At 44.0% G+C, this 18,553-nt stretch carries 20 protein-coding genes; 14 read left to right on the forward strand and 6 right to left on the reverse strand.

Going from position 1 to position 18,553, the window contains the following annotated elements; translation table 11 throughout:
* Positions 1-78: 78 nt before the first annotated feature.
* Positions 79-393 carry a DUF496 family protein gene (locus tag D8S93_RS21730; RefSeq protein WP_005373603.1) on the reverse strand — a complete coding sequence of 105 codons (315 nt, stop codon included), beginning with the start codon at positions 391-393 and terminating at the stop codon, positions 79-81.
* Positions 394-613: 220 nt separating this feature from the next.
* Here D8S93_RS21730 and D8S93_RS21735 point away from each other — a divergent pair, with 220 nt between their 5' ends.
* The 8 genes from D8S93_RS21735 (at position 614) to D8S93_RS21775 (ending at position 8,861) form a co-directional block, all read left to right on the forward strand.
* Positions 614-838: a hypothetical protein gene (locus tag D8S93_RS21735; RefSeq protein ID WP_005397742.1), complete on the forward strand. Its 225-nt coding sequence runs from the start codon at positions 614-616 to the stop codon at positions 836-838.
* A gap of 165 nt (positions 839-1,003) precedes the next feature.
* Positions 1,004-1,654 carry a YceH family protein gene (locus tag D8S93_RS21740; protein WP_152815489.1) on the forward strand — a complete coding sequence of 217 codons (651 nt, stop codon included), beginning with the start codon at positions 1,004-1,006 and terminating at the stop codon, positions 1,652-1,654.
* A complete protein-coding gene (locus tag D8S93_RS21745) occupies positions 1,651-1,971 on the forward strand; it encodes a GIY-YIG nuclease family protein (protein ID WP_012842363.1) in 321 nt (106 codons plus the stop codon). Before D8S93_RS21740 ends, D8S93_RS21745 begins: the two co-directional genes overlap by 4 nt.
* A gap of 320 nt (positions 1,972-2,291) precedes the next feature.
* The gene (locus D8S93_RS21755) at positions 2,292-3,389 is read left to right on the forward strand and encodes an autoinducer 2-binding periplasmic protein LuxP (RefSeq protein WP_152815492.1); all 1,098 of its coding nucleotides are present in this window, start codon (positions 2,292-2,294) and stop codon (positions 3,387-3,389) included.
* Complete coding sequence (luxQ, locus tag D8S93_RS21760; RefSeq protein WP_152815494.1) at positions 3,389-5,965, forward strand: quorum-sensing autoinducer 2 sensor kinase/phosphatase LuxQ; 2,577 nt, start codon at positions 3,389-3,391, stop codon at positions 5,963-5,965. Before D8S93_RS21755 ends, luxQ begins: the two co-directional genes overlap by 1 nt.
* 296 nt (positions 5,966-6,261) lie before the next feature.
* The gene (locus D8S93_RS21765) at positions 6,262-6,717 is read left to right on the forward strand and encodes a MarR family transcriptional regulator (protein ID WP_005397727.1); all 456 of its coding nucleotides are present in this window, start codon (positions 6,262-6,264) and stop codon (positions 6,715-6,717) included.
* 35 nt (positions 6,718-6,752) lie between these two features.
* A complete protein-coding gene (locus tag D8S93_RS21770) occupies positions 6,753-7,811 on the forward strand; it encodes an HlyD family secretion protein (RefSeq protein ID WP_152815497.1) in 1,059 nt (352 codons plus the stop codon).
* A gap of 12 nt (positions 7,812-7,823) precedes the next feature.
* Positions 7,824-8,861: a DUF2955 domain-containing protein gene (locus tag D8S93_RS21775; protein WP_046875880.1), complete on the forward strand. Its 1,038-nt coding sequence runs from the start codon at positions 7,824-7,826 to the stop codon at positions 8,859-8,861.
* Between the two features lie 2 nt (positions 8,862-8,863).
* Here the strand turns inward: D8S93_RS21775 and D8S93_RS21780 are convergent, their stop codons facing one another.
* Positions 8,864-9,526 carry a flagellar brake domain-containing protein gene (locus D8S93_RS21780; protein ID WP_047008122.1) on the reverse strand — a complete coding sequence of 221 codons (663 nt, stop codon included), beginning with the start codon at positions 9,524-9,526 and terminating at the stop codon, positions 8,864-8,866.
* 94 nt (positions 9,527-9,620) lie between these two features.
* Positions 9,621-10,547: a DMT family transporter gene (locus D8S93_RS21785; RefSeq protein ID WP_047008123.1), complete on the reverse strand. Its 927-nt coding sequence runs from the start codon at positions 10,545-10,547 to the stop codon at positions 9,621-9,623.
* A 148-nt stretch (positions 10,548-10,695) separates the two neighbouring features.
* Between D8S93_RS21785 and D8S93_RS21790 the strand changes: the two genes are divergently transcribed.
* Both D8S93_RS21790 and D8S93_RS21795 read left to right on the forward strand, forming a co-directional pair.
* Positions 10,696-11,151, forward strand: coding sequence for an Lrp/AsnC family transcriptional regulator (locus tag D8S93_RS21790; RefSeq protein WP_152815500.1), 456 nt, complete (start codon positions 10,696-10,698; stop codon positions 11,149-11,151).
* A gap of 5 nt (positions 11,152-11,156) precedes the next feature.
* Positions 11,157-11,780 carry a class I SAM-dependent methyltransferase gene (locus D8S93_RS21795; RefSeq protein ID WP_005397716.1) on the forward strand — a complete coding sequence of 208 codons (624 nt, stop codon included), beginning with the start codon at positions 11,157-11,159 and terminating at the stop codon, positions 11,778-11,780.
* Between the two features lie 526 nt (positions 11,781-12,306).
* Here the strand turns inward: D8S93_RS21795 and D8S93_RS21805 are convergent.
* The gene (locus D8S93_RS21805; RefSeq protein WP_104970815.1) at positions 12,307-12,855 is read right to left on the reverse strand and encodes an ATPase; all 549 of its coding nucleotides are present in this window, start codon (positions 12,853-12,855) and stop codon (positions 12,307-12,309) included.
* Between the two features lie 103 nt (positions 12,856-12,958).
* On the opposite strand from D8S93_RS21805, the gene D8S93_RS21810 reads away from it, so the two are divergent.
* From D8S93_RS21810 to secF, 4 genes are all read left to right on the forward strand, one after another.
* Positions 12,959-13,627, forward strand: a complete 669-nt coding sequence (locus D8S93_RS21810; RefSeq protein ID WP_152815503.1) for an SH3 domain-containing protein — start codon at positions 12,959-12,961, stop codon at positions 13,625-13,627.
* Between the two features lie 125 nt (positions 13,628-13,752).
* Complete coding sequence (locus D8S93_RS21815; protein ID WP_152815505.1) at positions 13,753-14,232, forward strand: hypothetical protein; 480 nt, start codon at positions 13,753-13,755, stop codon at positions 14,230-14,232.
* A gap of 164 nt (positions 14,233-14,396) precedes the next feature.
* The gene (gene secD / locus D8S93_RS21820) at positions 14,397-16,235 is read left to right on the forward strand and encodes a protein translocase subunit SecD (RefSeq protein ID WP_152815508.1); all 1,839 of its coding nucleotides are present in this window, start codon (positions 14,397-14,399) and stop codon (positions 16,233-16,235) included.
* 2 nt (positions 16,236-16,237) lie between these two features.
* The gene (gene secF / locus D8S93_RS21825) at positions 16,238-17,140 is read left to right on the forward strand and encodes a protein translocase subunit SecF (RefSeq protein WP_005397711.1); all 903 of its coding nucleotides are present in this window, start codon (positions 16,238-16,240) and stop codon (positions 17,138-17,140) included.
* 62 nt (positions 17,141-17,202) lie between these two features.
* Here secF and D8S93_RS21830 read toward each other — a convergent pair whose 3' ends face one another.
* Positions 17,203-17,469, reverse strand: coding sequence for a hypothetical protein (locus tag D8S93_RS21830; protein WP_104970816.1), 267 nt, complete (start codon positions 17,467-17,469; stop codon positions 17,203-17,205).
* 16 nt (positions 17,470-17,485) lie between these two features.
* Entirely contained in the window at positions 17,486-18,106 is a 621-nt protein-coding gene (locus D8S93_RS21835; protein ID WP_041853084.1) for a LysE family translocator, read from the reverse strand.
* Positions 18,107-18,553: the final 447 nt, after the last annotated feature.

Genomic DNA, 18,553 nt, shown 5'->3' on the forward strand with positions numbered 1-18,553 from the left:
ACGGCGCTTAGTTTAGAGACAAAAATAAACCCCGAGTAAGGTAGCCTTACTCGGGGTTGGAAAATCTAGCTCAAGCGTTTATTTTTTGCCGCTAGTTTGCTTGTCTTCTTCAGTCAGTTCGCGAATACGACGGCTGATGTCACGACGTGCTTTAGAGATTTCTGCACTTTTGATGATGTGGTCATCAACACGATCTTCGTAGTCTGCTTTCATATTTTTGATGATTGCGACGATTTCATCGTGAGTCATTTCTGGTTTGATGTAATCTAGAAGGTTTTCTAGAAGGTCAACACGTTTGCGGTTATCACGAACTTTCTTTTCGTTATCAAGCAGCTCACGTTTTAGTTTGTTTTTACGACGAGCTTGGTTAACGATTTCAAATACGCTACTCATAGTTCTCTTTCCTAATTTTATGAATATCTCCCTCGATTAAAGCACAACATCCAGTGGCATAACAGTCTTTAGATCAATCACAATGCAGAGTTGAACATTTCTCAACCAATTGCGATGTGTCCACATAATCACGCTTCTTTAATCGAGTTTTGGGCAACATCGTAGAATCCATCGATTCATTGTCATAACGTGGCCTTCACTATATTATCAACACCATTGAATGCAAAATGATGAACTTGATATGGACTCTGGGAACACTGCGGAGCAAGTAAGTAGTCAAGATAATGAGCAAGCCACTCGCTCTGTGGCTGAAAAGTTAAAAACAGCGTATATCAACGCTCGCGAGCAACTCGAAATCATCGAAGTTGAGCTGAATCGTTCAAAAATAATGATGGTTGATCAAGATGGCAATTTGACGAAAGTGCCAATTCTCTCGGAGCATTGATACCTGACCCGATTCGCAAAGGGTGCCAGGTCTTGCGCTATGCTTTAGCCTGACACCGACACCTGAATCGCTAACGCTTCTTGCATCTCTTTGCCAATGTATGATGCATGATATCGAAGCGATTTAGGTACCAAGTCAAATGCAAAAATAATAAGGAAATGCATTATGAAAGTTGAGCTAACGGCAATTGAAGCACGAGTCATTGGTTGCTTGATCGAAAAAGAAGTCACCACCCCAGATCTTTACCCCCTCAGCCTAAACGCTTTAACCAACGCGTGTAATCAAAAAAGCAACCGTGATCCCGTAATGTCGCTCTCTGAGTCAGACGTTCTCGATGCCGTTGATGCTCTAATTGAACGTAGGCTCGTCAGTGACGAAAGTGCGTTTAACAGCCGTGTTAGCAAGTATCAGCACCGTTTCTGTAATACGGAGTTTGGTGATTTAAAACTGACAGAACAAGAGAAGGGAATCGTATGTTGTATGCTTTTGCGTGGTGCTCAAACGCCTGGGGAAATTCGCACTCGTACCAATCGTCTCGCGACATTTCATGATGTAAAAGAAGTTGAAACGGTTTTGGAGCACTTAGCAAGCGAAGAAAAAGGACCATTAGTGGTCAAGTTACCGCGTGAAGCCGGGAAGCGAGAATCACGCTATATGCATTTGTTCTGTGGCGACGTTGACGTCTCTGAGCTAGCAGTGCCAGTGTCAGCGGCTGGCTCTAATTCTGATCGAGTCAGCCAGCTAGAGCTCGAAGTTGCTCAGCTTAAAGAAGAGCTCGATGAACTTAAAGCTAAGGTCGAGTCACTACTTTCATGATTGAAAATACAGCGCAGCGTTGGAGTGTCTATTTGATACGAAATAACCGCAATGCGCTGTATTGCGGTGTCACAAACAATGTTGAGCGAAGATTCAATCAGCACCAAACGGGCAAAGGAGCGAAAGCTTTAAAGGGAAAAGGTCCCTTGGTATTGGAGTGGTCTTCGGATTTTGATTCAAAGACACTTGCCATGCGGGCTGAGTATTATATTAAGCAACTAACAAAAGCTAAGAAAGAGCTGCTTGTTACGTCAAAAGCAAGTATTGTCGTTGATGAAAATCAGCAGATGATGTTAGAAATGGCTTTATCGAAATAAGCGTTCGCGACATGCCGAATAACAAAGAAACTGTCCACTGAGGCGGTTTCTTTTTAGTTTTGGAGTACCATGTAAGAACAAACTGACGCATAATGGGTTGGTGTTCTGTTTAAACACTCAGAGTATGAAAAGGAGAAATGATATTTTGTGACCTTACAATTAGGTACACAATAAACGTTTATTCGTTCCAACTCAGACTAAGAACCAATTTATTATTGAAACAGGCACTCAGAGGAAGGTAGATTACAAGAGTAAAGGATGACTCGGCTAGGTAACGAATAGAGCTGAATTAGGCTCATAAAAAGCTAAAAGAGCAGTAGATGAAAAAAGCGTTAGTATTCTCCCTGATGTCAATGGCCACTGTCGCGCCGATAGCGCAAGCCACTCAAGTCCTCAATGGGTATTGGGCATATCAAGAATTTTTAGACCAGTTTCCAGAACAGAAGCAGTTAACGAATGCGTTGGCTGACGCCGTGCGAGAGACTCCTGTTCCGGTTGAAAGAGACAAAAAACGTTCGTTAAAAATTTCTGTGGTTTATCCAGGTCAACAGATTTCGGATTATTGGATTCGAAATATCGACGCATTTGAACAGCGTTTAGATAAACTCGATATCGACTATCAACTTAATCAAGTATTTACCCGTCCCAACGCAGATATTAAGCAACAAAGTTTGTCTTTAATGGAAGCGCTGAAGAGCAACTCCGATTATCTGATTTTCACTCTCGATACCACTAGGCATCGTAAGTTTGTTGAACACGTCTTAGACTCAAAGAAAACCAAGTTGATCTTACAAAATATCACTACACCGGTAAGAGATTGGGAGGATCACCAACCGTTCCTTTATGTTGGTTTTGATCATGCTGAAGGCAGCCGTGAGCTTGCCGTGGAGTTTGGTAAGCGTTTTCCAAAACAGAGCCATTATAGTGTGCTCTACTTTTCAGAAGGGTATATCAGCGATATCAGAGGCAACACCTTTATCAATCAAGTCAACCGTGATAACAACTTTGAACTACAATCTGCTTACTATACCAAAGCGACAAAGCAGTCTGGGTACGAAGCAGCAAAAGCGAGTTTGGAAAAATATCCTGACGTCGATTTTATTTATGCGTGTTCTACAGATGTGGCGCTAGGTGCTGTTGATGCGCTGAAAGAGTTAGGGCGTGAAGATGTCATGATCAACGGCTGGGGTGGCGGCTCTGCAGAATTAGAAGCGCTTTCGAAAGGGGAGTTAGACGTTACTGTTATGCGTATGAACGATGATACTGGCATTGCAATGGCAGAAGCGATTAAGTGGGATCTTGAAGGGAAACCCGTTCCAACCGTTTATTCTGGTGATTTTGAAGTCGTCACGAAATCTGATTCTCCAGAAAGAATTGAAGCATTAAGAAAACGCGCATTTAGATACTCAGACAATTGATGACAACTACATCAAAAACAAGAAAGCGTCGCTCATTGTCGACGCTTATTACGAAAATAATCATTCTCGTACTTGCTCCGATCATTTTAGGCATCTTCGTTCAGAGTTATTACTTCTCGAAGCAAATTATTTGGCAAGAAGTGGATAGAACTAAGCAACAGACGTCAGCGCTGATTCTTAATATTTTTGATAGCCATTTTGCTGCGATTCAGATTCATCACAACAGTAACTCGAAGAGTGATGTTGTTTTAGATTTTTATACAGAACGGGATGAAGAAGCTCTCAATTACTTTTTCATGAGTATTGACCAGAGTGATCCTTCTCATACGCCAGAATTTCGCTTTCTCACCGATCATCAAGGCATTATTTGGGACGATGGGAATGCGCATTTCTATGGCATCAATAACTTGATTCTCAATGATCTCGCGAGCCAAGTGACTTTTAGCAACAATTGGTATTACCTTCCTTCACATACCCCAATGGGAACTCGCCATCTGTTACTGCGTCGTGTACCGGTTTTACAACCTAAAACCGGTGAAGTGATGGGGTATTCTTACAATGTTGTTGTTCTAGATAACAACTTCGGGTTGATGGAAAGACTAAAAAACGAAGGGAACGTTGATAATGTTGTTTTGGTGGCCAACGATACGCCACTAGCCAGCTCACTAGTCGGAGATGAAGCGTACAAGATATTTGATGTTCTGAAGCGGCGAGAATCTCAGCAAAAGCTTGACCAGTTGTTGATTATTAAAACCCCTATCGAAGTCAATGCTGCCACGACGGATTTGTGTTTACTAACCGTACAAGACAATCAGAGTGTTGTGACGCTGCAAATCCAGCACCTTTTAGCGATGCTGGCTTCGGTTATCGGGATGGTGATGATTGCGTTGATGACCAAAGAGTGGATTGAGAATCGAGTCGTCGAAGAGCTTGGCTCGTTGATGGCATACACTCGTTCGGCTCGTGAAGAAAAAGGGTTCGAACGATTTGGCGGATCGGATATCGAGGAGTTCGATCATATTGGTTCGACACTAGAAAACACCTTTGAAGAGCTGGAAGCCCAAAAGCGTTCATTCCGCGATCTGTTTAACTTTGCGTTATCGCCGATTATGGTGTGGTCAGAGTCTGGTGTACTCATCCAAATCAATCCGGCAGCCCGCAAAGAATTGGTCATGGAAAACGACATTGAAACCATGCACCCAGTGTTTAAAAGCTTCAAAGAAAAGTTGATGCCTCACCTGCGAATGGCAGCTCAAGGAGCCACGTTAACTGGCGTCAATGTACCAATTGGAGACAAGGTATATCGCTGGAACTTATCGCCGATTCGAGTTGACGGTGATATCAGCGGTATCATTGTTCAAGGTCAGGATATTACGACGCTTATTGAAGCGGAAAAACAAAGTAACTTGGCACGTAAAGAGGCAGAAAAATCCGCCCAAGCACGTGCCGATTTTCTGGCTAAAATGAGCCATGAAATCCGAACGCCAATCAATGGTATTCTAGGAGTTGCTCAATTATTAAAAGACTCGGTCGAAACGGAAGAACAGAATAACCAAATCGACGTACTTCGACATAGTGGTGAGCACTTACTTGCTGTTTTGAATGATATTTTGGATTTTTCGAAGATTGAGCAGGGTAAGTTTAATATTCAAAAGCACCCGTTTTCGTTCACTGACACGATTCGGACGTTAGAAAACATTTATCGTCCAATTTGCGAAAATAAAGGCGTTAACCTCGTCATTGAAAACAAGATTGATCCCAATGTTGAAATCTTTACTGACCAAGTTCGTCTGAACCAAATTTTATTCAACTTAGTCAGTAACTCAGTTAAGTTTACCCCCTCGGGCAGCGTACGCTTGCATGCTGAACTGGAGCAGTTCTACGGCGCTGAAAATAGTGTGTTGGTAGTGGAAATTACGGATACGGGCATCGGCATAGAGCCCGATAAGCTTGACCAAATGTTCGAACCTTTCGTTCAAGAGGAAGCAACGACCACTCGAGAATACGGTGGCAGTGGCTTGGGACTGACCATTGTGAAAAGCCTCGTCGATATGCTGGAAGGTGACGTTCAAGTACGTAGTCAAAAAGGTTTAGGCACGACCTTTGTTATTACAATGCCAGTGAAAGATCGTGAACGAGTGCTTACCCCTCTTGATTCAAGCTTGAGAGTTAAACCTGGTGAGTTATTCGCAGAGAGTCTAAAAGTACTGTTGGTAGAAGATAACCATACTAATGCTTTCATTCTCAAAGCATTTTGTAACAAGTACAAAATGCAGGTTGATTGGGCAAAAGATGGGTTGGAAGCGATGGAGTTCTTAAAAGATCATACTTACGATTTGATTTTGATGGACAACCAACTGCCGCATCTTGGAGGAATTGAAACAACCAAAGAGATCCGACAGAAGCTGAAGCTAGGCACGCCAATTTATGCTTGTACTGCCGATACGGCGAAAGAAACCAGTGATGCGTTTATGGAGGCGGGCGCGAATTACGTATTGCTCAAACCGATTAAAGAAAATGCGCTGCATGAAGCCTTTGTTGACTTCAAGCAGCGATTCTTAATTGAACGAACGTGATGAACTCATTCGCTATGAGCCTCAATTGATAATTCAATCGCTCACTAAACCGAAAAGCACAACGCCATAACTTAGGGTTGTGCTTTTTTTGTATCTCAATGCTTCACTTGTTGATAAGCCAGGAGTGCTGATATCACCTTTAGTGTCGTATATCACTACTATTCAACCCAAGTACTACGTTACGCAAACTTGTTCCCCAATGGCATATTCTATGTGATTTAAATCACAAAAACTTATTTACTTAGCGTGCTAACTATTTTATATTACTTAGCAAGCTAAGTAATTGAGTAGATCTTATGATTCAAGACATCAACAGTTTGCGCGACCTTTCTCTGGCTGAAAAGTTATCTCGTGTTGCCCGTTTGTGGAAAATGGTTGCAGATCGCGAGTTGGAGCCTTTAAACCTGACGTACCCGCGTTGGACTGCGTTATGGAAACTTTATCGAATGGGCGACAACGTTAGTCAGAAGCATTTGGCTGAAGCGCTTGAGATTGAGTTGGCATCGCTGATGCGCACATTAAAGCTATTAGAAGAGCAATCTCTGATCACTCGCCATTGCAGTGAGCATGACAAGCGAGCACGCATTGTTAGCCTTACAGAAGAAGGTAAAACCCTACTCAAGCAAATGGAGACTCGAATTCTTCAAGTACGGAGCAAGCTACTGACGGAAATCAATGACCAAGAGCTTCAAAAGCTTTCATTGATCCTAGATCAGATTGCTCACAATGCACTTGATTCACTTAGCGAATAAGTCAGAAACCCGAATTAAAAGAGAAGTAAACGCCTATGACTCCAGATCAAAAATTCGCACGTTGGATCAAGTATTCTTGCGTCGCGTTTGTCCTTGTCTTTGCCTATTTTCTAGTCGCAGATCTCGCTATGCCATTGACGCCTCAGGCAATGGCAACGCGAGTGGTAACTAAAGTAGCTCCCCGTGTGAGTGGACAGATTACGCATCTTTATGTTGCCAACAACCAAGAAATAAGCCAAGGCGATCTACTATTCCAGATTGATCCACAGCCTTATCAGCTCGCCGTAGAAAAGGCTCAACTTAACCTTGAGCGTGTGATTCAAAATAATGAACAGCTTGATGCCTCTATTGCAGCGGCAAAAGCGGACGTTGAAGCGAGCAAAATTGTCGCCGAGCAAAAAGTTCGCGAAGCCAAACGTCTTGATACATTGTTTCATCGCAATGGCACCTCGCAACAACAGCGTGATGACGCACAAAGTAGTGCAACGGCCGCCAGAGCAAACTTACTGGCCGCGCGCGCTCGTTTAAAAGAGTTGGAAGTAAACCGAGGCGATTTAGGTGCAACGAATGTAAATATCCGCGTGGCACAAAACCAGCTAAAACAAGCGGAACTTAATCTGTCTTACACTCAAGTAATTGCTGAGCATGATGGCGTTGTCGCTAACTTGCAGCTGGAAACGGGTGCCTATGCGGCAGCTGGTACGCCTCTTGTGGCTTTAGTCTCGGATGACGTGGATATTATTGCCGACTTTCGTGAAAAGAGTCTGCAACACTTCAATCAGAACAGTCGGGCGTTAGTGGCCTTTGATAGCTTGCCAGGTGCCGTATTTGAAGCTCGTATTACGAGTGTGGATGCGGGGGTAAGCTCGGGCCAGTTTGATGCGGATGGCCGTTTAGCGACACCGACAGACTCAAACCGTTGGGTGAGAGACGCGCAGCGTTTACGTTTACATTTAGCTATCGATGAACCTCAACAGCGCGCATTTCCGGCCGGGGCACGTGCGACTGTGCAACTGTTGCCAGAAAACTCGTTATCTGGCTGGTTAGCGAGATGTCAGATCCGATTTTTGAGTCTTCTTCATTACATTTATTAACGGGGAGGCGATATGAAGTTATGGGATCATCCCATGTCGGAAAACGACTTCCGTCAGTGTTTGCGCATTGCAACTGGCGCGACCATTGGCTTCACCTTATGTAAGGTCTTTGGCTGGAATTATGGCGTATTTTTTACCGTAACACCGATGTTGTTACTTGGAATGGTACCAGTCATGAGCCTGCATGCCGCACGACAGCTGATTTTTTCAGCGGTCGTATGCGGATTAGAGGTCGGTATTCTTGGTGGGCTATTTGGTGGACATCCTGGAATGATGACGATCATCGCCTTCGGGTTGTTTTTGTATAAGTTCGCCTGTATGTCAAAAGGGAGCTTATTCCTGTTTGGGGCAAATAGTGTGCTGAGCTTGAGCATCATGCTGCATTTTGCGAGTTATCCAACAACCGACTTAAATGATCTGATATTCAGCAACCTACAAGCGAATGTTATTTCAGTGATCGTGGCCTACGTCGTGACATTTTTGATCCCTGATGCAGAGCCTCGTCAGCCACCGGCAAAACCATCTCAGCCTAAACAGAGTCACCGCATGCGTCATGAAGCCCTTATGGGGGCGAGCATCGCTACAATGTCTTTCCTTGTATTCCAGCTATTTGACCTCAGTGATTCTATGTCCGCTCAGGCGACAACCTTGCTTTTATTGTTTCCTATGCATTGGAACGGTGCTTTAGGGTATGCGCGCAAAAGAGCAATGGGGACCTTGATGGGGGTAACCTTTGGTATTGCTGGGCAGCTCGTACTATACGATTGGTCGGATACCTTGCTGTTTATCGTCCCATTGCTGTGGATTGGCGCGATGATGTTCAGCTATATGCATGTAAAAGAGTCTAGTGGGTCAGGAGCTGGGTTTGGCGGATTAACTACATTAGGTATTTTATTTGGCCAATACCTGACCCCGGATGGCGATTTAATGTTCAGCGCGCTGTATCGCGTGAGTAGTATTTTGTTTGCTATTGTTGTCACTCTGCTCGTGACCTATGCGGTGCACAGAGTGCTCAACAGCTTTGAGGCGACGCGCTTTAGCCAGCAGTAAGTTCAGACGTTACTGGTTAGAAAGGACTGCTCCAGTAACTCTGTTTTTAGCTCGTGACTCATCGCTATTGGGCTTTCAAACTTAATTCCTATTACCCAGCCTTTCACCAACTTCTTAATGTTGGCAATGACACACCGATTTTCTTCTCCGATATAGTGACTTAGAGAAGAGTCGATAGTGACACTTTCACCAACGTTGAATTCAGGCTCTATAAAGGTTGAGATACCAATACCTGCCAGTGAGAAGTCGATAAGGCTACCGTCGTAAACATTCCCCGCGTGAACAATCTTACAGTCCATTTGCAGCTTATATCGTTCGTGTTCCCGGACTGGTTTGGTTGCAAATGTTCCTGGAATTCGAATAAATAAAAGGGGCGAAGGACGAACCGCAGTTGTTAGAACACTGGATTTAAATGCAATGACATGGCCTAACTCCGTATCTGATACACCACGCACGATGACATCGGCGTTTGGGAGTTTTCTCATCACTTGCTCTTCAAGCAAACGCATCGGTATATCAAGAATCAAATACGCGTTCTCTTTCATCCCAAGATAGGTGGTGGGATACGTATACTGGTCCTTAGGCCCAAACTCGAAATTAGTCGAAAGTTTCATTCCCGGTTTGAGGAACCTATGCAGTTCATCTTTAGTATGAGTGGCAGGCATTACATTGGCGTTTTAATTATTGGTTAAATCGAGGCTATCAAAACGCCATTTTGTTATTCAAGATAGTAGGACAAAAGTTTTTGTAAAATTATCGCTATCTGTGAAGTGGTGGGCGATAAGTTTGGCTCATTCCATCTTTCATAAAGATTTGGCTTGCCACAATACTGCCGCAGGTTACCAGCATCAGCGCTAACCAAGTCAGTGAATCTGGTTGTTCACCAAAAATTGGAACGGCAAGAAGTGTCGCTACGACTGGAGTTAATGACCCAAAAGCAGCACTGGCTTCGGCGCCAATAATTCGGATTGCATAGATAAAGGTAAAAGAGGCGATTAAGCCTGCGCCGACACCTTGCAACATCGCGTGGCCAAATAATTCTTCCCACGGCCACTGACTGATCGGCGTTATCGCTAGGTAACTATCTACCCATCCGAAGCCAACCGCAATGATGAGCAGTGCCAAAGACGCGATTGCAACGAATCCAGCACAGACATGCGCATTAAGGTTAGCAACACGAGCACTGATGGTGAAAACAGCCCACATAATGCTACCGGTTAGAAACAAGATGTGGCCTTGTAATTGAGACCAGTTGTACTCTGCACCGCTATTAGAAAGAAGAAATACGAAAATCCCTAACAGCACCGTAGAAAGCCCGATTAAGCGGTGAGCACTCAGCGACTGTTGATAGCACAACACCGCGATAGCAGAAACAAATAATGGCAAAGTGCCAGGTACCAATGCACTGCCGTGCGCCACGGGAGCGAAGTGCATAGCTGTGCCGACGACCAGCAGGTAGGGCAGGCCACTCCCTACCACAACACCAGTTAGGTAGCGTTTAGGCACGACGCGAAGCGCCTGCTTATGCTTAATCACAAATGGTAATAAAATTAAACTTGGGATTAGAAAGCGAACTAACGCGATATCGGCTGGCTGCAAGTTAGAAATTGCGCCCCCTTTTAAAGAAATAAAGAAACCAGACCAAAGCAGTAAGGTCGTTAATATAGCTGCGTATCCCAAGATCATTGTCGGCATGTCCATTTGTAAATGATGTGTTAATTGTTGAATAAAACTCGTGCCAAAGGGAGGCAAAGTTTGACGTAATTAAGCTTGATGTTGGTGATAAAGCGCGTATAAATGTTAATTGTTAGTGATTATTGGCATGGAAGGATAAATGGACAAAATTGACAGGCAACTGATCAACTTGATGCAGAAGGATGCAACCCTGACTACGGCAGAGCTCGCTGACAAAGTAGGATTATCGGCATCACCTTGTGCAAGACGCATTAAGCGTTTAGAGCAGGAGGGTGTAATTAGCGGTTATCGAGCCATTGTGTCCAGAGACACGGTGGGTATTGCGATGACCGTATTTGTTGAAGTCAGTTTGAACAACCACCAAGCTTCTTCGATTGATGAATTTGAACATGCTGTTGTTGAAATGGACGAAGTGATCTCGTGCCATGTTGTATCAGGGGCTTATGATTATTTGTTAGAAGTGGTCAGCAAAGATCTCGCTGGTTATGAAACATTCACTAAAAAGCTACAACGATTAGAAAACGTAAAAGATATCCATACGCACTTGGCGATTAGACAAGTGAAAGGAAATGGAAGCTTGCCGATTTATGCATAAGAAAGATGAAATTCCTCGATAGACTTAAGATTGCTCACTATCACCGAAAGCGATACCGACAGTTCGGTACAGACAGAGCGCGAACGCTGGGATGGAGAGATAAGTACAGCCAAATCAGTCGATTTGAAGCTTTGTGCCGAGGGTTAACGTTAGACGGTTCAAGTCTTTTAGATATTGGGTGCGGCTACGGAGACTTATTAGCGTTTATTGAGTTCAACAATCTGCGCCCCCAAAGTTATATTGGCATTGATCAGCAAAAACAGTTTATCTCTGAGGCCAGAAAGCGGGACTTTCGTACTCAAAGTGAGTTCGTATGCGGCGACTTTTCAACGTTGGTATTGCCCCGTAGTGATTATGTCTTTGCTTCTGGATCATTGAATTATCAATCCGCGAATCCAAATCATACCATTGAGATGATCGAGAAAATGTACCGGGCCGCAGAGAAAGGGTGCGTGTTTAACTTATTGGATGAAGAAAAGCTGCCGAGCATGAGAATGCTCGCATCGCATAATAAAGTTGGGGTGTTACGCTATTGCCGATGGCTATGTCCAGACGCACAATTGATCGAGGGTTATTCCGATCACGACTTTACGATCGCGATGATCAAAAAAGCGGAATCAGTTTCCTGACTCCGCCTTATAAATTCTTAAGCCTTATTGGTGCTTGTATTGTGAGATTTCACAGTTACCTGTGTATCTATCAACCTTGAATGAGAACGCAGCTGAATGGTATTCCATCCCATCACTCCAAATTGTTTCTCCGAAGATTTTACAAAGGTCCAAATCGCTGATTGAACCAAACTCTTTTACGTGCCTAACTACTGACAAAAACTTGGCTTTGGTAGCATTAGGACAGTCCCTGTTACTTAATCGATTGATAACCATGGTTGTAGCATCATCTCCAGCCAAATGTGACTTTTTATTAAATTTTATTAATGGGTAAATTAACCAAAAATTGGCCATAAGTAAAGCATTATTGTGACGTATGTCTCTATAAGTTGCCTCTCTTGGTCATGGTTTAGTCAAGTTTGTAAAAGGGAACAGTCCCATTTTTTACATATGATGTTGGGATCACTAAAAGAGGGAATTAAAGCACGAATAACGTCCAATATTGGAGTGAAAACCCGACATCGTCTTTTCAAAACGGGCTCGATTTTTACCTCGAAACATCTTGAGCGTATTGAAGCGATCTCGCTTCTTTATCATAGAGTTGCGCTAGTGCTTGGTACTGTGAAGAAAGGCGTTTGTAATCCTCGGCAAGTTGCAAAGCGTTGGTGTTATACCACTCCGCAGTGATTTGATTGGCAGTTTCGTTTGACTCACGGCACTTTTGGGCAAGTTTCTTCCATCCATTTGCTGACCATTGAGATTGTGTGCTCAATTTAATCAACTCATTAGCTTTAGTCGTGAGTTCTTCTTTATATTGAATGGAGGCTTTTAATTGAGTTTTGAACGCATTTTGGTTCGAGCGGGCGCGCCAAAGTAACACGAGTTCATGTAGGGAAAAGGTTTGGGACAATAACTGGCGCTGCTTATGTTCGGCTAAAAGTGCATTGAATACCTCAACATGCTTATTGTAATTGGACTCTAAACGATTGAATTGGGTAAGATTGTCATTCCACGACGATGGGTTACATTGAATATTGGCGTGCCCCATAATGGGGAACAGAAGAAACAACAGTATCCAATTGAGTTTGTTGATCATTATTGCTCGCGTTAGTTGACCGACCCTTTTGAGTATATACCCAAATTTCCGCGACATGCGTGTTGCCGGTGAGATAAGAACAAAGAATGAAAAGGAAAAGTACATGAAGAAAATTCTCATCGCATTGATTGTCAAACTGTTGCTCTGTGGGGCGGGTGCTGGATACTATTTCTTCTTTATGCCAAAAGATGAACCTGAGGCGCCAAAAGCTGCGCAAGTGGAGCAAGCGCCAGTGGAAGAAGAAACATCCAAACCGATTCTGGATTTAGAAACCGCCCCCCCTGAAGTGACCAAATACTATGTCATTGAACGTCGAATCAATGTTTACAATAAGCCAAATGCTAATGCTTTGGTTGTCGATACGCTCTATAAGGGAGAAAAAGTATCGGTGTTAGAAAAAGTGGATGGTTGGTATCGAATCTCTGGTTACCTTGTTTATGAAGAGGGCGGTGAAGAAAAAGCTGAGTGGTTGAATGCCGAAGGATTATCTGATGCAGAGCCAGTTATTAAAGAACAAGAGCGTTTGGAAATACTGGATGGATATTTGCAGAAGTCGGATGATTTAAAAGTCCACTTGGACATCTTCCGCAAGAAAACACAGCAATTGTTGGACGATGAAACCTGTGATCCGAGTGATTTTGAAGAGCTCGGTGGCTGGGTTCGTTCGGTTACTTATGACAAGCGCAATGTGTACTTCATTTATTGTGGTGGTTTGGAGCAAGAAAACAAAATCTATTTAGATGTCGATAAAGGCGATATCTTTTACCGCTAACAGAGCGCCTTTAGTTTAAAGCCTCTAGAGATTTATAACTTTTTAGTTGTGAACCATAATTAATAGGAATACTATCATCGAGTCGAGTGAAAAAACTCGACTCGTTTTGTTTTTAGTGAGTTCTTATGTCTCAGATTTGCTTGAAAAAATTGATTTTTATGCTGCTTGCGATGGTGTTGCTACCAGCGCATGTTTTTGCTGCGCAAATCGATCAGAAAGCTCATTTACCTTACTTTTCTAAGCTGCAACCATTTGTTGCGAGTATTGCTTTTGCAAATACCTCAATCGATTTTTCTGAAGTCTCAGAAGAAACGACGCAGTCTCCGATTTCTGAAGGTCATGCAAGACTCGATACGCTAGCCCTATTTAACACTCAACGTTGGGTTTCTCACTTACGTGAAGGCCTTGATGATGAGCATGTTGACGTTGTTGGTGACCTAAACACGCCTTTCTATGTTGACGCAGGTTATGCCTACAGCCTGATGGATATCAATTGGCGTCAAAACCAGTACACTTTTTATCATTTCACAAGCGATCATCGCATTTCTGGTTGGAAAGAGACCAACGCAATGTACGTCGCACTCAATAGTCAGTTTTCTGCCTAAACACCATCTATTTGCACCATTGTGCACTCTTAACACGACGATTGTATTCAACAGGGCGTAACCGTCCTGAGCTTTTCATACCCTGAATTTATTCTGGGGGCATCTGTCGTGTGTTAAGCCTTGTTATTAAAAGCTTCACTTCGTAGTGAAGGGATGATGTTTACATGAAAAAAACACCAAAGCAGCAAAAGAACAGAAAGCTGATGAATCACTATTCAGCTTGGAAATATGTCGTATTAATCACGACGGTCATTATCTTAACGTTAAGCGCGATTCCGACTTGGTTCGGTGAGCAACCATCGATCCAGCTAACGTTTTCAAACCAAAACAGCAGTGAAATGTCGGTTGTTCAGTTGAATCAACTACTGAAAACCAATCATATCTCAGCAGACAAAATCATCGAAAAAGATGGCAAAACGACCATTGTATTCGATGATGAAAATGCGCAAAGCAAAGCTCGTGCGTTACTAAACAATGAGCTAAATAAAGAAGACAGCATTACCTTCTCATATGTGTCTGTTGCTCCAGAGTGGCTGAATGAGATGGGTTTTAGCCCAATCAAACTCGGTCTTGACCTTCGCGGAGGGGTACAGTTCCTCTTGAATGTCGACGTAAATAAAGCATTTGAGGAGCAACGTAATGCTTTGATCGATGAGATCAAAGCAAGCCTGCGAGATCAGCGCGTGCGTGGTGTACAAATTCGCGCAGAAAGTGGTAACCGCATTGCGGTAAACAGTGAGAGTGATACCGCCCTGGCTGAAGTAAATAAATTCTTGCGTCAAAACTATCCAGGTTGGGTGGTGAAAAGCTCGTCTCGCGGTTTTGTTCTTGAGCCAAGTGAGCAGAATATTCAAGAGTTCCAATCAACGACATTGCAACAAAACTTGAAGATTATGCGTGGTCGTATTGAAGAGCTAGGCATTACGGAAGCATTAGTTCAGCGTCAGGGTAAAGACAGCATTCGTATTGAGCTACCAGGTGTACAAGACCCAGCACAAGCGAAAAACGTTATTGGTGCCACTGCGAGTTTGGCATTCTATGAAGTGAAAGATGCAGGCCAAGCGCGAAGCGGCCAAGATCTTGTGCTGAAAGATAACGATGGCCGAACTGTTGTTCTGGAGAAACGACCAGTCCTAACGGGTGAGCACATTGTTGACGCTCGTGCAGGCGTCGACAATATGGGTATGTCAGAAGTTAACATCTCGCTTGACCACGCGGGCGGTAAAAAGATGAGTAATTTCTCTGCAACGCATATTGGCAAGCCAATGGCGACGGTTTACCGCGAATACAAGACAAACGATCGTGGCGTAACGGAGCGCAGCGAGCGCGTTATCAGCGTTGCGACTATTCAATCTCAACTTGGTAGCCAATTCCGTATTACCGGCGCTGGCAGCATGGACGAAGCGCAGCAGTTAGCGCTATTACTTCGTGCGGGGTCGTTAACTGCCCCGGTTACTATCGTAGAAGAGCGCACTATTGGTGCTTCTTTGGGAGCTGAAAACATTGAAAATGGCTTTGCGGCACTTGCTTTGGGTATGGGTTTAACACTGACCTTTATGGCCCTTTGGTACCGCCGCTTAGGTTGGGTGGCGAACGTGGCGCTTTGTGCCAACATGCTTTGTTTGCTTGGCTTAATTGCCTTGTTACCAGGTGCGGTGCTAACGCTTCCAGGTATTGCAGGGTTGGTGTTAACCGTTGGTATGGCAGTGGACACCAACGTTATTATCTTCGAACGTATTAAGGACAAAATGCGTGAAGGCCGCAGTTTCGCTCAAGCGATTGATCTGGGCTTTGATAGCGCGTTCTCGACCATTCTTGATGCCAACATTACTACCATGATCACCGCCGTGATTTTATACGCCATCGGTAACGGTCCAATCCAAGGCTTTGCCTTAACACTCGGATTAGGTTTGTTAACCAGTATGTTTACAGGCGTATTTGCCTCTCGAGCAATGATCAATTTAATTTGGGGCCGAGATGCCCGTCGTGATGTGAGGGTTTAATCATGGTCGAAATGCTAAAACAAAATATTCGTAAAATTCGCCACTTCACTACGCTAGTTTCTATCGTTTTGACGGTGATCGCACTTGGTGCTCTGGGCTTCAAAGGGTTGAATCTTGGCTTGGATTTCACTGGTGGTATGGTGACAGAAGTGAAAGTCGATAAGTCGTTAACCAACCACGATCTGCTGGATGCACTGCAACCAAAACTTGGTGAATCAACCTCTGTCACCCGCACAGGTGAAGATGGTCGTTGGCTTATTCGCTACTCCGCCCCAGAAGAAGGACAAACTCTGCCGAGTGTGGAAGAGGTATTAAAGCCAGTTTCACATCAAGTTGATGTCGTCAGCAACAGTATTGTTGGTGCTCAAGTTGGTCAGGATTTGTTTGACCAAGGCGGTTTAGCACTATTGATTTGTGTGCTGAGCATCCTTGGTTACTTGTGTTTCCGTTTTGAATGGCGCTTAGCGAGTGGCTCTGTATTTGCTCTGGCTCATGACGTAATTGTCGTCCTCGGCTTCTTCGCCGTTACCCAAATGGAATTCAACTTAACGGTTTTTGCTGCCGTATTGGCAATTTTAGGCTACTCATTGAATGATTCGATCATCATTTCAGATCGAATTCGTGAGCTACTGATCGCGAAACAAAGTTGGAAAATGGAAGACATCAATGACCAGGCTGTCATCGCGACGTTCTCTAGAACGATGGTGACTTCAGGCACAACACTGATTACTGTTGGTGCACTATGGATTATGGGGGGAGCACCGCTAGCGGGTTTCTCAACAGCGATGTTTATTGGTGTGCTATCAGGTACATGGTCTTCCATTTCCATTGGTACCGTATTACCTGAACTGTTCAAGCTCGAACCGAAGCATTACTTGCCTGTTGAGATTGATACCGCGCCGTAATACGAGGTGCTGAAGGTAAAAAGTGCTCGCGCCACTCAGTTTGAGTGGCGTTTTACTTTGTGCTATTTCACACGCATCAGGCGGTGTTTGACGTGACCTAAATCGAACTCAATGATTTGAGAGCGCTTCATCGATTCAACCAGGCGCAACATGGATGTGTGATAACCTTTCTTTTTCATCCATTGCAATGGCTCGGAAAAGCTGTCTTCGTTTACAACGTAAGATTCGCCTCTGTGTTCTCCAGCATAAACGTTTACGACCCAAACTCGGGCCTGAAAATCTAATACTTCACTTATGTTTCGCGTAATTTTTCTTAGGATATTTTTCATCATTTCCAGCGTTGCTTTAGCTCAGTAATAGCCAAACACCAACCCCCATCATTAAAGTGCCCGCGATACGGTTCATCAGGCGCACATTCTTTGATTGACCCAACACGCGTTTCAGTCCTTTACCACCCGTGGCATACAGAGACATACAAATGAACTCAAAAAGAAGGATGATGGAGACAAGCACGATCAACTGTGGAGCAAGAGCCGCATTTTGATCGATAAAAGGCGGCAGCAGAGAAATCATAAATGCCCAGCCTTTTGGGTTTGCGATAGCGGTAACGAAGCCTTGCATGATGAGCGCGACATTACCACTTCTGGGTGTCTCCAAATTATCGACATTTATTGCTAACTTACCTCGAGATCGCCACATTTCTACACCAAGATAGAGTAAGTAGCCGCCACCAATAAACTTTAGTGCGATAAACATCCAAGGATAGTTGAGCATGATCGCTGCGATCCCTAGTACTGCCGAGACTGAAACCAGCGCGACACCGACGAGTTCACCAATCATCATCCATAATGTGCGGCGATAACCGATACTCATTCCTAGCGTTAAGGCGAGCGTCATGCACATTCCTGGTGTAATTGAGACAAAAAAGAAGGTAGGGATGAACATACTGAGCAATGCAAGATTCATGTTTGTTGATAACTAAGTGATTTGATAGAAGCCACAAAGATAGTGCAAATTGATAAAGGATACTATCCCCAAATATCCCCAAATAACCTCAAGGTGCTAGGTTCAGCGAGAATGACTTGGCTCACAGGCACGGCAACGATTTGAAGATCTAGTGGTTCTAAATCAAAAATCGTTAACAAAGGCTGTGGGATAAGGAAACTCGCCCTGCGGAGCATGTCACTGACACGATTTCTGCATCTTGACGTCATTTGGGTATAACATACAGCCACAAAGATAGTGCAAATTCATAAAGGATACTATCCCCAAATATCCCCAAATACCCTCAAGGTGCTAGGTTCAGCGAGAATGACTTGGCTCACAGGCACGGCAACGATTTGAAGATCTAGTGGTTCTAAATCAAAAATCGTTAACAAAGGCTGTGGGATAAGGAAACTCGCCCTGCGGAGC

This window comes from Vibrio sp. VGrn 2 (assembly GCF_009361695.1).
GTDB classification, from domain to species: Bacteria; Pseudomonadota; Gammaproteobacteria; order Enterobacterales; family Vibrionaceae; genus Vibrio; species Vibrio diabolicus.